14 protein-coding genes are annotated in these 16171 nt (G+C 50.2%); 7 read left to right on the top strand and 7 right to left on the bottom strand.

Features of this window, described 5'->3' with window-relative positions; translation table 11 throughout:
- The 6 genes from QUE61_RS06920 to fabI all read right to left on the bottom strand — a co-directional run bounded on the left by QUE61_RS06920 (position 1) and on the right by fabI (position 6342).
- The gene (locus QUE61_RS06920; RefSeq protein WP_286306513.1) at positions 1-987 is read right to left on the bottom strand and encodes a Bug family tripartite tricarboxylate transporter substrate binding protein; all 987 of its coding nucleotides are present in this window, start codon (positions 985-987) and stop codon (positions 1-3) included.
- Between the two features lie 61 nt (positions 988-1048).
- Positions 1049-1894 (bottom strand): HpcH/HpaI aldolase/citrate lyase family protein, encoded by an 846-nt coding sequence (locus QUE61_RS06915; protein ID WP_286306512.1) that lies wholly within the window; start codon positions 1892-1894, stop codon positions 1049-1051.
- A gap of 11 nt (positions 1895-1905) precedes the next feature.
- The gene (locus tag QUE61_RS06910; RefSeq protein WP_286306511.1) at positions 1906-3285 is read right to left on the bottom strand and encodes an MmgE/PrpD family protein; all 1380 of its coding nucleotides are present in this window, start codon (positions 3283-3285) and stop codon (positions 1906-1908) included.
- Positions 3282-4157 (bottom strand): HTD2 family dehydratase, encoded by an 876-nt coding sequence (locus QUE61_RS06905; protein WP_286306510.1) that lies wholly within the window; start codon positions 4155-4157, stop codon positions 3282-3284. Before QUE61_RS06905 ends, QUE61_RS06910 begins: the two co-directional genes overlap by 4 nt.
- A gap of 44 nt (positions 4158-4201) precedes the next feature.
- A complete protein-coding gene (chrA, locus tag QUE61_RS06900) occupies positions 4202-5518 on the bottom strand; it encodes a chromate efflux transporter (protein WP_353506509.1) in 1317 nt (438 codons plus the stop codon).
- A 38-nt stretch (positions 5519-5556) separates the two neighbouring features.
- Positions 5557-6342 (bottom strand): enoyl-ACP reductase FabI, encoded by a 786-nt coding sequence (fabI, locus tag QUE61_RS06895; protein WP_286225033.1) that lies wholly within the window; start codon positions 6340-6342, stop codon positions 5557-5559.
- Positions 6343-6390: 48 nt separating this feature from the next.
- On the opposite strand from fabI, the gene QUE61_RS06890 reads away from it, so the two are divergent.
- The 5 genes from QUE61_RS06890 (at position 6391) to QUE61_RS06870 (ending at position 12769) form a co-directional block, all read left to right on the top strand.
- Entirely contained in the window at positions 6391-8280 is a 1890-nt protein-coding gene (locus tag QUE61_RS06890) for an extracellular solute-binding protein (RefSeq protein WP_286306509.1), read from the top strand.
- Positions 8281-8288: 8 nt separating this feature from the next.
- On the top strand, positions 8289-9350 hold the full coding sequence (locus QUE61_RS06885) for a microcin C ABC transporter permease YejB (protein ID WP_286308324.1): 1062 nt from the start codon (positions 8289-8291) through the stop codon (positions 9348-9350).
- Complete coding sequence (locus QUE61_RS06880) at positions 9347-10372, top strand: ABC transporter permease (RefSeq protein WP_286306508.1); 1026 nt, start codon at positions 9347-9349, stop codon at positions 10370-10372. Before QUE61_RS06885 ends, QUE61_RS06880 begins: the two co-directional genes overlap by 4 nt.
- The gene (locus tag QUE61_RS06875; protein WP_286306507.1) at positions 10369-12024 is read left to right on the top strand and encodes an ABC transporter ATP-binding protein; all 1656 of its coding nucleotides are present in this window, start codon (positions 10369-10371) and stop codon (positions 12022-12024) included. Before QUE61_RS06880 ends, QUE61_RS06875 begins: the two co-directional genes overlap by 4 nt.
- Positions 12025-12115: 91 nt before the next feature.
- Positions 12116-12769: a C40 family peptidase gene (locus tag QUE61_RS06870; protein ID WP_286306506.1), complete on the top strand. Its 654-nt coding sequence runs from the start codon at positions 12116-12118 to the stop codon at positions 12767-12769.
- Here QUE61_RS06870 and QUE61_RS06865 read toward each other — a convergent pair.
- Complete coding sequence (locus QUE61_RS06865; RefSeq protein ID WP_286306505.1) at positions 12766-13656, bottom strand: patatin-like phospholipase family protein; 891 nt, start codon at positions 13654-13656, stop codon at positions 12766-12768. The two genes, QUE61_RS06870 and QUE61_RS06865, sit on opposite strands and share 4 nt — an antisense overlap.
- 199 nt (positions 13657-13855) lie before the next feature.
- On the opposite strand from QUE61_RS06865, the gene scpB reads away from it, so the two are divergent.
- Entirely contained in the window at positions 13856-14485 is a 630-nt protein-coding gene (gene scpB, locus QUE61_RS06860; RefSeq protein WP_458574709.1) for an SMC-Scp complex subunit ScpB, read from the top strand.
- The gene (locus QUE61_RS06855; RefSeq protein WP_286306504.1) at positions 14472-16127 is read left to right on the top strand and encodes a pseudouridine synthase; all 1656 of its coding nucleotides are present in this window, start codon (positions 14472-14474) and stop codon (positions 16125-16127) included. The genes scpB and QUE61_RS06855 overlap by 14 nt, the downstream gene beginning before the upstream one ends.
- Positions 16128-16171 lie beyond the last annotated feature (44 nt).

Below are 16171 nucleotides of genomic sequence, written 5' to 3'. Positions count from 1 at the left end.
TTAATCAGGAATGTTGGCTTTACGAATGATTGGACCCCAACGGTTGATTTCAGCATCCAAGTGAGATTTGAGTGACTCACCATTTTGCTTAGCAACTGGAACGATATCAATGTTCGAAGAATCCAAGCGAGCCTTCAGATCAGGATCGGTCAATGCCTTCTTGAGGGCAGCATTGAGTTTCTCGAGAACAGGTTTTGGTGTGCCAAGGGGTGCATAAATACCATGCCATACCTTCACATCAAAGCCTTTCATGCCTTGCTCATCCAAGGTTGGAACATTGGGGAGGGCAGAAAGACGCTTGGGAGTAGTTACGCCATAGACCTTAACCTTGCCGTCTTTGATGAACGGAATGGTTTGGGTAGTTTGGTCGCACAAAATGTTCACTTGACCGCCAACTAGGTCAGTCAATGCAGGACCAGTACCTTTATAAGGAACGGTTGTCACACGCACACCTAAACGGCTCTGGAAAATCAGTCCGCACAGTTGGGACACGGCACCTGGACCTGCATTGGCCATCGTTACCTTGTCTTTGTTAGCACGAATGTATGCCTCAAGTTCTTTGAAGTTATTCGGTGGGAAGTTTTTGCTACCCAAGAGCACCATTGGCACATCAGCTACTTGACCGATGTACTCAAAATCTTTGAGTGGATCGTAGGGCAACTTGTCATATAAAGCTTGAGCGGTGGCCATACCCATGTGGTGGATGTAAATGGTGTAACCATCGGGTTTGGATTTAGCAACTTTCGCAGAAGCAACGGTACCACCAGCACCGGGAACGTTTTCAACGATCACGGATTGACCCAAGGATTTACTCATTTGGGTTGCCAGTAGACGAGCAATCGTATCGGTTGGACCACCAGCAGCAAACGGAACCACTAAGCTAATTGGCTTATCAGGGTATTTTTGTGCGTTTGCAGTGCCGGTCAATAGCAAGCCAGCACCCATCACTGCAGCAAGTAATGTGTTTAAAGGTTTTTTCAAGTTCATTCAAAAGTCTCCGTAAGGGATAAAGCAAACGCCATTTTGCCACGGATTTTTAGCGAAAAACTTAGGGATTACCAGCCAAACTTTGGATACGGCGCGCCAGCATGACAACCGGCCGATCGATCATTTTCCCATCCACTTTGGCGGCTTGCCCTCCAGAGGCCCTATCTGCAGCAATCACCCGCTGGGCCCAGTCAATCTCTTGGGGAGTGGGAGTAAACGCTTGTTTTACAACGGGTATTTGCTTTGGATGAATGCATAACTTAGCGCCAAAGCCAAAGCGCTTGGCTTTTTGTGCATGTGCAAAAATTTTCACTCCATCGTCCATTGCGGGGGTAACCCCATCGATGGGCGGGGCTATTTGCGCTAATTTGGAGGCCAAAGTCATCATGAATCGGGCGGTATCCAATTCAGTTTCATGCTCATCGCAGCTAATTCCAAGCTCAACTTGCATGTCAAAGTTACCCAGCGCAAGTCGTAAGACCTGTTGCGAACTCGCGATTTCATTTAGATGATGCAGTCCAAGCGGGGTCTCGATCATGGGAATGAATGCAGTATTAGCTAGCTCTTCAGCAGCGCCATTGATATGATCGCGCGTCTCCGTTTTGGGAATCATGAGACAGGGCACTTGCAGCTCTTTAATTAATATCAAATCCGCCGCATACAATGGTGAGCCTGGCGCATTGCAGCGAACTACAAGCCGTTGTTTATCAGAGTCTGAAATTGATGACCAATGCTGTTTGAGTAAATCACGTGCCTTCGGTTTGTCATCTAGACCAACGGCATCCTCTAAATCAATAATCACGCCCTGTGTTCCACTTGCGAATGCTTTGCTGTAACGCTCGGGTTGATTTGCTGGAACAAACAAAAAGCAACATGCATCACTTAGTGGTAAGTGGGGAAGGTTCATGGCAGCAATCCTTATTTAGAAAAGATAAACGGGACAGCACTTGCCCGACGAATATCAAATAGCAATGCAATGGCTTTGCGCATTTCAGGTTCGGTAGCGCCACCACTAAACGCAGCTAATCGCAGGGCTTTCTCTTCGATTTCAGCGCGCGATAGCGTATTGCCTGGATCACCTTTGGGCTCATCGACGCGGCCTTCATAAACGCGACCATTTTTAAGGTACACCTTGACCTTGCCAATCCAGCGCTGCGGGTAAGCCTGATCAACCTCGGGATCCAAAACCATGCTCACCCGATTGCGCAGCGCGCAAATCTCGGGATCATTAAAGTGTTTGGCGAACTCATCGAGACCAGCAAATTCAAATTTGCAGATCAATGCAAGAACCGTGCCCATTGAAAATTTGGATTGGTGCAAGGTCGTCGCATCACTAGCGGGCCCAAGAACATCGATGGCGCCTTGATGCACTAGGGTCTCAATGCGGTCAATCTCATCCATCTTCACAGCGTGTTTCTGAATCACCTGCAATAAGGCATCGGCTGCAGGATGAGTATGACGACACGAGGCGTGATACTTAAAGGAGGTCTCCGCCAAACACCAACGTGAACCCAAGCGATCAATTAATTTTTCTGGGTTGGCATCGGTCGATGTTCCTGCCGCGAGGCCTTGTGCGCCCTCGAGTATTTTCTGGGCACCAGTAAATCCGGCTTGTGCCAAGTAGGCAGACATCAGGCCAGTGGCGCTGGCGTGTGCAGTATGCAGTTGCTTGGAATCCGCTGCATCACGCAAGAACTCCCAAAGGCCAGCTGATTGTGTACCAGCCGAACCAAAGGCATGCAGCATTTGCTCCGGACTCAATTTGAGTAAACGACCAACGGTTGCTGCAGCCGATAGGGTGCCAGCGGTCCCCGTGGTGTGAAAAATCTTGTAGTGGGAGCGGCCCAAGAACTCACCAACACGAATGCCGACCTCATAGCCAACCACTGCAGCAGTTAAGAACTCGCGACCACTGAGTTGCTTGGCTTGGGCAAGTGCCAATGCTGCTGGAAAGACGATGGTTCCTGGATGAAATACCGAACCATTATGAACATCATCTTGTTCAACCACGTGCGATGCCGCAGCATTGGCTAAGCACGCCAGAAATGGACTTGACATGGAGCGCGACACAATGATTTCAGCAGACCCGGCAATTGCAGGTTGCGATACCGGTCCCATCGATTGCGCAAATTGCGTGATGATTTCAACCGGTTTTGCACCTTTGCCACCAATGGCAGAGGCAAACCAATCAACCAATAAATCTTCTGCCCGTGCAATGACATCTTCCGGAATATCCTCAAATTGCAATTGGCTTGCGAAGCGCGCTAGCTCAGCAGAGTAATGAATGCCCATCGTCATGGACTCAATATTGCTTTGGCTTGCATGGTTAGCCAGCCTTCATGATCTTCTGCCCAGACCCGCAAGGTTTGGCCGCTAGGATCATTACCATCTAACGCGGCGTTGACTTTCATGCGATGGATATCAAAGGTCGGACGAATTGCTCTGAACTCAAAGGATTGCAGTTTTCTGCCGGGATGATGTTCTCTAACCAGATCCACTAAGAGTGTGGCGATCAGGGGACCGTGCACGATCAAGCCTGGGTAACCTTCCTCTTGCGTGACGTAACTGCGGTCGTAATGAATGCGGTGCCCATTAAAGGTGAGTGCTGAGTAGCGAAATAAAAGAACCGGACCAGGGTTAATCACTTTAGTCCACTGCGCATCGCGAGGAGCGGGTGTTGGAGCCGGCGGTTTCTCATCAGGACTTGGGGCTGCGCGGTACACAATGTCATGCTCTTCGGTTAAAGCAAGCCCCTTTTGATTGGAGATTTGATGCTCAACCAAGACAAACAGTAAATCACCGGTGCGCCCTGATTTGTGAGTGACCGACTTGATCGTGGATACGCGTTCGATCGCATCACCAATTTGCAGTTCACCCACCCAACGCAGTCGACCACCGGCCCACATGCGACGTGGAAGTGGAACAGGCGGCAAGAAGCCACCTCGTTTTGCATGACCATCCGAACCGATTTCGGATTGCTGGGGATGCGGCAAGAAATACAACCAGTGCCATAACTCTGGCAGAAAGACCCCCGGTTTGGGCTCGGGACCATTACGGTCAAGGGTTGCGGAAAGAGCACGGTAAGGTGCAGCGGTCACTTGATCTGGATAACGCTCGGATTTACCAATCCACTCTTGAAGGTGGGATAGTGTGGCTTCGTCAATTCTCATGACGTCATTATGCCAAGTTTGGCACAAGGCTTATCGATCAAACCTTAGGAAAACAACACACCATTAGTTGCAAAAAGAATGCCCAAAAGTCCTGCTAGACCTAAGATACGAATCACACCCCACTGGAATCGAAGCATGAGAACTAAGGACCCCAAACAGATGAGAAGTGCAAATACCGATAAGCCGCCTGAGAAACCCTTGGGAAAAAATACCTGATATGCAAAGAACACACCCAGGTTGGCAATCACACCAACCACTGCTGCGCTGATTGCGGTCAGTGGTGCGGTAAACCGTAAATTACCGTGGGTTGATTCAATCAAAGGGGCACCCAGAAAAATAAATAGGAAGGATGGCAAAAAAGTAAACCACGTTGCCACCAAGGCACCGAGTGCGCCACCCCAAAATCCCAAACCACCGAGAACCGTGTCATTGGCAAATCCTGCTAGAAAGCCCACAAAGGCGACCACCATGATGAGGGGTCCTGGTTTGGTCTCGCCCAAGGCCAAGCCGTCCATCATTTGTGGGGCAGTTAACCATTGGTAATGTTCGACAGCGCCCTGAAAGACGTAAGGTAAAACTGCATACGCACCCCCAAAGGTCAGGAATGCTGCTTTAGTAAAAAACCACGCTATCTGTGGATAGAGGGACTTCCAACCCTCAATCAGAATCAAGACCACGATTGGGATTAGCCATGACAGAGCGCCAATACTCAGGTGTCGATAAAGGCGTGTCGCGTCATGACGAGCATGCTCTGGTGTCGGAGTGTGATCATCGATGAGCGCTTTGATCGAGGAGTCACCGTGATGCGATGGCATATGGGCCGGTTGCACAAACAGGGTTGGATGGCGCTGACCCAACCAAAATCCAATCAATCCAGCACTCACAATAATGAGTGGGAACGGAACATTAAAAACAAAAATGGCGATAAAGGATAGAAACGCAAGCCAAGCCAGTATGGCGTGACGAATACTGCGTTTTGCAATGCGGATGACCGCCACGATCACAATCGCGGTCACCGCCGGTTTGATTCCCTCAAACAGTGCAGCAATCAAAGGGGTTTGACCAAACTCGAGATAAATCCATGAGAGTGCAATCAGAATTAAGAGCGAAGGCAAAATAAATAAGGTGCCCGCCAGGATGCCGCCCCAGGTTCGATGCATCAGCCAACCCAAGTAGGTAGCTAGTTGCTGAGCCTCAGGGCCAGGAAGCAGCATGCAGTAATTAAGGGCATGTAAAAAGCGACGCTCGGAGATCCAACGTTTTTTCTCGACCAGCTCATCATGCATCATGGCAATCTGAGCGGTTGGTCCGCCAAAACTAATAAACCCGAGTTTGAGCCAGTACGCTAGCGCCTCTCGCAGCGGTATTTGTGGTTGGGTTTGATTCGAAGAATCGATTTCTAAACCTCGTCCATGCCACCAACGACTTGGCTAAAGCCGTTGTCGACATAAATAATCTCAGCGGTGATACCGCTGGCTAAGTCGGATAGCAAGAATGAGGCGGCATTGCCGACATCATCCACCGTGACATTGCGTCGTAGAGGAGCCGTTTTTTCAACCGCATCCAGAATTTTTCCAAACCCTTTAATTCCGGAGGCGGCCAGAGTTTTAATCGGACCAGCTGAAATACCATTGACCCGAATGCCTTTGGGTCCCAGTGAGCCTGCTAAATATCGAACCGATGCCTCGAGGGATGCTTTGGCTAGCCCCATGGTGTTGTAGTTGGGAACGTTACGCATTGAACCTAAATAAGTTAGGGTCAGAAGGGCGGCATTCGGGCTTAACATGGGGAGCGCTTCTTTTGCCATTGCTGGAAAGCTATACGCTGAGATATCGTGAGCAATCTTGAATGCTTCCCGACTCAAACCCTCCAGAAAATCGCCAGCAATTGCCTCGCGAGGCGCAAATCCAATTGAGTGCACAAAGCCGTCAAATTGGGGCCAGGATTTTCCAAGATCCTCAAACAGAGCATGGATCTGCTCGTCGCTACCCACATCGCAATCAAAAATGAGTGAGCTATTGAATTCTTTAGCAAATTCTGTGATGCGGTCTTTAAAGCGCTCACCCACATAAGTAAATGCCAGTTCTGCACCCTCGCGGTGGCAGGCCTTAGCAATGCCATAGGCGATTGAGCGGTTGGAGAGGAGTCCGGTAATGAGGATGCGTTTACCGCTTAAATAAGCCATGATGAGTCCTTTACTTCAAAATTGATTTGCTATCTACAATTGTTGCATATGCTAAGCCAATTACCCCTGCGATCATTGCCAAGCCAGTTTGGGGCGTATTGGCGGTTCATAGCGATTACGCTACTCTCCTGGCTGCTCATTTTCCCTCTGGGAGTCGAGGCCGCTCAGGGCATCGCGCAATATGGCAAACCCAAATATGCCGATGGTTTTGCCCATTTTGACTATGTCAATCCGAATGCGCCACGCGGTGGAACACTCACGCTACCCAATCCAGACCGCCGCACCAGTTTTGATAAGTTCAACCCCTTCACCTTGCGGGGTGTGACTGCCCCTGGCATCGGTGCTTTGATGTTTGAGTCATTGGCGGTGAGCAGTGCAGATGAGGTCTCGAGTGTCTACGGCTTAATCGCCGAAGATATAAAAGTAGCGCCAGATCAGATGTCGGTGACCTTTCGTTTAAGACCTGAGGCGCAGTTCTCCGATGGCAGCCCAATTTTGGCGGATGATGTCAAACACAGTTTTGATACGCTCATGAGCAAGCTTGCCAATCCGCAATACCGCACCATTTATGCCGATGTGAAGCAGGCGGTGGTGGTATCGGAGCGTGTAATTCGGTTTGACTTTAAGACCCGCAACAGCGAGTTGCCTCTGATGGTCGGCGGCATACCCGTTTTCTCCAAGAACTGGGGCAAGAAAGCTGATGGCAGTCACACTCCCTTTGACAAGATTACCTTTGAGCATCCAATCGGTAGCGGCCCATACGTGATTGAATCGTATCGTGCAGGCAAATCCATGATCTATAAGCGTAATCCGAACTACTGGGGCAATAAGGTCAATGTGCGGGTGGGATTCTTTAACTTTGATCGGATTGTCTACAAACTCTACAGCGATGATGCAGTGCGCTTAGAAGCATTTAAAGCAGGCGAGTTTGATGCGCTCGTGGAGTACCGCGCTAAAAATTGGGCGAAGAGTTATGTGGGCCCTAAATTTAACAATGGCACTCTGATTAAAAAAGCGTTTCCGAATCACAACGGTGCTGGGATGCAGGGTTTTGCGATGAACTTGCGTCGTCCTATCTTTCAAGATGTGCGAGTTCGAAAAGCCCTTGGATATGCATTGGATTTTGAATGGCTCAATCGCCAACTCTTCTACGATCAATACAGTCGGATTGAAAGTTATTTTCAGAACAGTGATTTGAGTGCTAACTACGAGGGTGAGACCGTGCCCACTGCTGCCGAACTCAAACTCCTAAAGCCCTTGCAGGCGAAGTATCCCCAATTGGTACCCGAGGCGGTGTTTGGGGCAATGCCGCCAGCGCCCAGCACTGCGCCGCCCAGTAGTTTGCGTAGCAATCTTCGCAAGGCCAAAGAGTTATTGGCAGAAGCCGGGTGGACCTATCGCGATGGCGCGCTCCGTAATGCAAAAGGGGAGGTATTTCGTTTTGAAATCGTCGAAGATGGGCCGTTCTTTTTGCGGATTCTGACCGCGTATGTGCGCAATCTTGAGAAGTTAGGGATCAAGGTGGATATCCGCACCAGCGATTTTGCGCTTCATCAAAAACGCATGGATGACTATGATTTTGATATGACCACCATTCGCTTTCCGGACACCCAAAGCCCAGGGAACGAGCTCTACGATCGCTATGGAAGTGCGGCAGCCAAAGAGAAAGGTTCCGATAATGTCATCGGTGTGCAATCACCGGTCGTGGATGCGCTGATTGATGCAATTGTGCGCTCTGAAACCAGGGAGCAGTTGCAAGCCGCAACGCGCTCACTCGATCGCGTGCTGTGGAACAGCTACTATGTTGTGCCGCACTGGTATAGCCCAACCCATCGAATCGCATACCGCAAAGAAATGGGCTACCCCAATCCGCCTTTGTATTACTCCGCCGAATCATGGATTTTGTCAACCTGGTGGTTACAGGAGGTACGCAAATGAACTCCGAGATTCTGATCTACATCATCAAGCGGATCTTGCTCATGATCCCCACCTTGCTTGGGGTTCTAACCCTGACCTTCGTGGTGGTGCAATTTGTTCCTGGCGGACCTGTGGAGCAACTGATGCTTGAGCTCAAAGGCAAGGGTGATGCAGCTGTCGGTGGTGAGTCCTCGGGAGGTGGCGTGACGTATCGCGGGCGTCAGGGAGTGGATGCGGAGCGGCTTGAGCAAGTAAAGGCCTTGTACGGGTTTGATAAACCACCGCTTGAGCGCTACTTCATGATGCTCAAACGCTTTGCCCAGTTTGATTTGGGGCAAAGCTATTACCAACACAAAAGCGTTTGGGATTTGGTGATCTCAAAGCTACCTGTCTCGATTAGCATTGGCCTTTGGACTTTCTTTATCAGTTATTTAGTATCGATCCCCCTGGGGATTGCCAAAGCAGTGCGAGACGGCACGCGTTTTGATCGCGTCACCAGCACGATGATTTTGGTGGGCTATGCGATTCCGGGCTTTGTCCTGGGGGTATTGCTCTTGGTGCTCTTTGGCGGAGGAAGCTTTCTGCAAATCTTTCCTCTGCGTGGTTTGACATCCGATAACTGGAGTGAGCTGAGTCTGATTGGCAAAGTATTGGATTATCTGTGGCATTTGGTCTTGCCCATCACCGCATCCGTGCTAGGAAGCTTTGCGGTGATTACGATGCTTACCAAAAATTCTTTTTTAGAAGAGATTCGTAAGCAGTATGTATTGACCGCCCGAGCAAAAGGGGTGAGTGAGAACAAGGTGCTGTGGAAGCATGTCTTTCGGAACGCCTTAATTCCGCTGATCACTGGATTTCCTGCGGCATTTATTGGCGCCTTCTTTGCTGGCTCACTCTTAATTGAGACCTTATTTTCTTTAGATGGCCTAGGTTTACTTTCCTATGAAGCAGTGATGCGCAGAGACTACCCCGTAGTGTTTGGCACACTGTATCTGTTTACCTTAATAGGCCTAATTACAAAGTTAATTTCTGATCTTTGCTATGTGCTGGTCGATCCCCGTATCCAATTTGGCTCTGGGGGTGGATCGTGAGCAAATGGCTGCGCTTTAAAGCGAATCGCTTGGGCTATGTCAGCTTATGGATATTCTCGATCCTGTTTGGTTTGAGTTTATGCGCAGAGTTGATCGCGAATGACAAACCTCTGGTGGTGCGCTACGAGGGTAAGTTTTATTTCCCATTGGTAAAAAATTATCCAGAGACCGTCTTTGGTGGCGACTTTGCGACGCGCACCGATTATCTCGATCCGGATATTAAAAAGAATATTACCGATGGATCGAACTGGGCCATTTACCCCCTCATTCCCTATAGTTTTGAGACCCTCAATTACTTTGCCAAAGAGCCTAATCCAGCAGCACCCTCGGCGGAGAACTGGTTGGGTACCGATGATCGGGGGCGTGATGTATTGGCACGCCTCATCTATGGATTTCGTTTATCCATTCTGTTTGGCATCGCGTTGACTGCAGTGGGTGTGGTGGTTGGAGTGCTCACCGGCGCGCTGATGGGATTTTTTGGTGGACGCTTTGATCTCATTACCCAACGCATCATTGAGATTTGGTCGGCGATGCCCGAGTTGTATCTACTGATTATTTTTGCTTCGATCTTTAACCCTAGCGTTCTCCTTTTGATTATTTTGTTAGCGGCATTTGGGTGGATGGGTTTATCCGACTATGTGCGCGCCGAGTTCTTTCGTAATCGTGCTCTTGAGTATGTACGCGCGGCCAAAGCCTTGGGGCTAACGAATGCTCAGATTATGCGGCGTCATATCTTGCCAAACAGCTTAACCCCCGTTATTACCTTTTTGCCATTTCGGATGAGTGCAGCAATTTTGTCGCTTACCAGTTTGGATTTCTTGGGTTTAGGAGTACCACCCGGAACCCCTAGCTTAGGAGAGTTGCTATCGCAAGGCAAGGCAAATCTAGATGCCTGGTGGATTTCCGTATCGACCTTTGTTATGCTCGGGGGCACCTTGCTCTTATTGACATTTATGGGCGAGGCATTGCGAGATGCATTTGATTCTCGCAAGAGCAATCCATTAACGGGCGCGCGCGTATGAGCTTATTGCGCTACGAGCAACTCTCGATTTCATTCGGTGCTGGGCGGCGAGAGAAGTATGCCGTTCGTGAACTCGATCTGAGCATTGCGCCGGGTGAGCGGATTGCCTTAGTTGGTGAATCCGGCTCCGGAAAAACACTCTCTGCATTGGCACCTTTGCGCCTCACCCCAGAAGGGGCTCATTTGCAGGGCCGTATTCTCTGGCAACGCGAGGACGGCAAAGAAGAGAATCTCTTGGACTTATCGATTGAACGGATTCGGGAGATTCGTGGGCGTGAGATTGCGATGATCTTTCAAGAGCCGATGACTGCGCTCAATCCCCTATTTACGATTGGCAATCAAATTGTTGAAGCGGTACAAGTGCATGAACCTTTGATGCCGATGGAGGAATGCCGCCATACTGCCATCGCACTCCTCAAGAAAACTGGGATTCCGCAACCCGAAGAACGTTTTTATGCCTATCCCCATCAGTTGTCGGGTGGTCAACGTCAACGCGCCATGATTGCGATGGCGTTGGCATGTAAACCTCGTTTGCTGATTGCCGATGAGCCAACTACCGCCTTGGATGTGAGTTTACGTCTCCAGATTTTGGATTTGCTGCGCGATCTGCAAGAGGAAGCGAAAGAGCGAGGCGGCATGGCGATTCTATTAATTACCCATGACCTTAACTTAGTGAGGCATTTTGCAAATAGGGTAGGGGTTTTAAATCAGGGGTGCTTAGTGGAGACTGGGGCAACCCATGAGGTTTTCTCAAACCCCACCAATCCGTATACCGAACAATTGGTGAACAGTCAGCCTGAGCGCGAGCTACTCCCAGTTGTACCGTTGGCTCCCGTCCTATTAACTGCTAATGAATTGAGTGTCTCGTACCCGCAATCCAATTTTGCCAATGGCGGCATGCGCTGGCGAGATTGGTTCACCAAGACTAAGCGCCAACGGGTACTCAAGCCCTTAAGTCTTAAACTCAAACAAGGCCAAACGATCGGCGTGATTGGGGAGTCTGGTTCCGGGAAAACAACCTTAGCGATGGCTATTTTGGGATTGCTCGGTGAGACAACTGCTAAGGTGGAGGGTGATGTCTGCGTCTTGGATCAATCGTGGTCATCCTTGACTCCGATCGAGCGTCGTGCGATGCGCGCTCATTTGCAGGTCATCTTTCAGGATCCCTTTGGTTCTTTATCCCCACGCATGACCATTTTTCAGATTGTGTCGGAGGGTTTGGATGTCCATCAACCACATTTGTCGCACGGCGAACGCGAGACTAAAGTGGTTGAGATCTTGCGGGAGGTTGGTTTGGATCGCTCTGCCATGCAGCGTTACCCCCACGAGTTTTCAGGTGGGCAGCGCCAACGGATTGCGATTGCGCGCGCACTGATTCTGAAGCCACAAATTTTGGTTCTCGATGAACCCACTTCGGCCCTGGACGTTTCGATCCAGAAACAGGTCTTAAAGTTGCTCAGTGAACTTCAAAAGAAGTACAACCTAGCCTATCTCATCATTAGTCATGATCTCGCGGTGATTCGGGCGATGTCGCATGAGCTCATGGTTTTGCGAGCCGGTGAGGTGGTTGAGTATGGCGAGACCGAAGCCATGGTTCGTGACCCCAAAGAGCCTTACACCAAAGGATTGTTTAAGGCCGCTGAACTGACTTAGAAACAAATAATCATATAAAACAGATACTTAAGCATCAATATTCGGGATTGACTTGCTTTCCCTTTTGCCCTAGTTTTGCTAGAATACCTGCATGCCTATTCGTAAGCACATGATCCGTTTACCTTTTCAATTCCTGACTGCCATGGTTTTAGGCGGGTTTACATTGATTGCTGGTGCCAATACAGGTGCTGAAGCAGCAGCCAAAGAGGCCTCAAAACCAGAGGTTCAGGTTGAGGGTGCCTCTTCCTACTTTGCTCGGTTTACCCATCAAGTGGTTGATTCAGTATCCACCAAAACTGAAGTCCTCATTAATGAAGCGATGCAATTAATTGGGGTACGATATCGCTGGAATGGCGATCTGCCGCAATCCGGTTTAGATGCAAGTGGTTTCGTGCGATTTGTGTTTAGGGATAAATTAGGTTTTTTACTTCCACCCAAGTCATCGCAAATGAGTAAAGTGGGCAAGCCCATTTCTCGGGAGGAGTTGGAGCCCGGTGATTTAGTGTTCTTTAATACGATGCGCTTAACTTTCTCCCATGTCGGCATTTATGTGGGCGATAACAAATTCATTCACTCCCCATCCAAGGGTTCTGCGGTCCGGGTTGATGATTTGGCAAGCGCTTATTGGGATAAGCGCTTTGATGGCGCTAGACGTCTAGATGGCAGCGATGATTTAAGCAATGCGGAGCGCAATGCCTTAATTCAGGAAGCAAAAAAGTTACGTGCCCAACCACGTAAGCTTTAATTCCTTTTTAATTCCCGAAGCTTTTCTTTAATCTCACCCACTTTTTCTTGGGTGGCAAGCTCGCCAGCAAGAATAGCGGCATTCCGTGCTCTAAAGTCAGCGCTCCCCATCTGCTTGAGTTGAGGGGTAATCACAATATCTGCCTTTGCTAACTCGTATTGATTGATGCTCTGCTGCATGATGCTGATGGTCTGTTGTAATAAACCAAGCGTGCCCGTGGCATTAAATGCGCTCGCATCGGAAGAGATATTGACGGCAATCACAAAAGTGGCACCCATCTCATGTGCATAACGGACTGGCACGGGAGCAACTAATCCGCCGTCGACATATTCACGTCCTTGAATCAGTGCAGGCTGAAAGACCCCGGGCACAGCGCAGGATGCACGCACTGCTAAACCGGTATCGCCTCGACGAAACAGAACACCGTTACCGGTTTGTAATTCCGTGGCAACAATTCCGAGGGGCATGGTCATTTGTTCGATGGTTTTATTTTGGACCTCGCGATTCACCATGCTTTGCAATGCATCGCCTTTGATTAATCCACCAAAGCGTCCAGCAAAGGGGTAGGCCCAGTCCGCAAGGGCTGCCTCATCCAAATTGAGCCCAATCCGATTGAGCTCGAGACCGCTATAACCAGAGGCGTACAAAGCGGCAATCACGCTTCCAGCGCTCGCTCCTACCACCAGATTTGGACGAACCCCCTGGGCCTCAAGGGCCTTGATCACTCCAATGTGGGCAAAGCCCCGGGCAGCGCCAGAGCCAAGAACCAGTGCAATGACCGGAGGTTTGGGACTCTCACGAAACAAGCCGCAGGCGGGCAGGGTGGCGATTCCAGCAAGACCTAGGCCTTGCAAAAACACACGACGATTTGGAGAAAATAGCGACATTTGGCTATTGTATTGACCCTACCCTATAATGGAGGGACAGGTGTAAATTGCTTCGCAAGCGACTTGACCTCCTTGGATGGCTGGCCTTTTCCCATAATAAGAATTGCTGTGAGTGATGCCCGCGCAGTCCAGAAACACCCCAACCTTTTTTGACGATTGTGAATAAGCCTCTCAATAGCTAGGCTGTTTGATACAACATATGGATAACGATCACTACAAGCGCGTCATCGAGACCGCCTTAATTTGCGCCCAAGAACCATTAACGGTAAATGAGCTAAGCCGACTCTTTGTGGATCCACCTTTGGCTAATGCAGACCTGCAGAATATCTTGTTAGAGATTCAGAGGGAATGGCAAGAAAAAGGGATGGAGCTTGTCAGCATTGCAACCGGCTGGCGTTTTCAAAGCCGTCTGCAGATGCGCGAGTATTTGGACCGTCTCACCCCAGAAAAGCCGCCTAAGTATTCCCGGGCGGTGCTTGAGACCTTGGCGATCATCGCCTATCGCCAGCCTGTGACTCGTGGAGAAATTGAGGAAGTGCGTGGCGTGGTTGTGAGCAGCAATGTGATGCGTCAGTTGGAAGATCGTGGCTGGGTGGAAGTGGTCGGCCACAAGGAAACAATTGGTCGACCGGGTCTCTACGCCACCACCAAACAATTTCTAGACGATTTGGGTTTAAAAGATTTACAAAGTTTGCCCATGCTCGAGGATGGCTCCATCTCCGCAGAAGCATTAGGACAAGCTGTAATTGAGTTTGATGCCGATGCCACGGTGGAGACCGTCATTCCGCTTGAGTCGCCCACTGAGAGTTCTGAGAATGACAAGTCCTGAAAACGATTCTTCCCAAGTTGGTACGAGTCCAGATACAGCCGATGGTTCCACCTCACGAGATGATGGGGCTGAGCAACGCAAAGATCGAGGTCCGCGGCGGTTTAATAAATTCAATAACAAATCCCGTCCAGGCAAGTTCAATAAAAATAAGCGTCACTCCGGAGGTTCCGCAAATGAAAATCCGAGGGCATCTGCATCAGTCTCTCCTGAGCTAATCGCCGAGACCGAAGCTTTGTTTGCAGCCGTAGTCTCCGGTGAGTTTGATGCTGCTCTAGAGGCTCCTGAACCTGTTGAGGCCGTTCGTGATGATCCTGCAGAGATATCGCATGAGGCTGGTGTTGAGCGGCGCGCCGGTAAGGCGGGCGAGGAAGAATCCGAGGAGCCCGAGTCCTTAAGTGATCTTGAGCGTTTGCAATTTGCGAGCGTCGATGAGTTACCTCTGAGTTTGCGCGACGAAGTCTGGTCGGATCTCGATGGTTTAGATGATGATGCGGATGATGAGGATACGGTTAAGCTTCACAAGGTTTTGGCTGACGCAGGAATGGGATCACGTCGTGAGATGGAAGACCTGATTATTCAAGGTCGTGTGTCAGTGAACAGTATGCCGGCCCATATTGGACAGCGTGTTGGCCCGAGCGATATTGTTCGCATCAACGGTAAGGTCGTGCACCGCAAGATCCCAACAAAACCACCTCGTGTGATTCTGTATCACAAGCCCGCTGGAGAAATTGTGAGTCAGGCTGACCCCGAAGGGCGACCCAGCGTGTTTGATCGCTTACCAAAACCGCGCCAAGGTCGCTGGATTGCTGTGGGCCGTTTGGATTTCAACACCGAGGGATTGTTACTCTTCACGACCTCGGGTGAACTCGCCAATCGCTTGATGCACCCACGCTATGGAGTTGAGCGTGAATACGCAGTGCGTATTTTGGGTGAGCTATCGGCTGAGTCTGCCGAACAATTAAAAACAGGTATCACGCTGGATGATGGACAAGCGCGTTTCTTGCGCTTGAGTCAAGGCGGTGGTGATGGCGCGAATCGTTGGTACTCGGTTGCATTGACCGAAGGACGTAATCGCGAAGTGCGTCGGATGTTTGAGGCAACTGGTCATGTGGTGTCACGTCTAATTCGAACCCGTTATGGCATTTTTATGTTGCCACCACGTTTGCGTCGCGGGAAGTGGGAAGAAGTGCCCATGGAGAGCGTGGCGCAGCTGATGCGTATGGCTGGTCTGAAGCTGCCCCAAAACATGGCAAAAGATAAGGGTCAGTCTCAGGGTCGATCATCGCGAATGGACCCGGCGAGCGATCCCAACTTTCAGCCTGATCCAATGCAAACCTCGGTGTCGTATTGGGGATCCAAGGAGGCGCTCACGCTAGCCACTCACCATGGACATGGGGTATCGCACTTACCCGGTCAAGGTCGAGGCGCAAATGGTGGCGGAGGGCGTGGTGGCTTTGGGCAAAAACCCTCGCACTCCAAAGGAGGCAAACCGGGCTCTCCCCGCTCGAAGGGTCAAAAGGTTCATCATGCCAGCGGCTTTAGCGCCCCAGCGGGCAATGGCACGGGGGGTCAGCGGCGACCCAATAAGGGTAAGCCGTTCAAGGGCCCTCGCAAGCCCCGAAATTCAGGCGAAAGTTTCTGATTTCTCAGTGATTTTTCTGAATCAGGTATAATCCACACATACAC

The organism is Polynucleobacter sp. HIN5, from assembly GCF_030297555.1.
In the GTDB taxonomy this organism is placed as follows: Bacteria; Pseudomonadota; Gammaproteobacteria; order Burkholderiales; family Burkholderiaceae; genus Polynucleobacter.
This window is presented reverse-complemented; position numbering and strand designations above follow the sequence as displayed.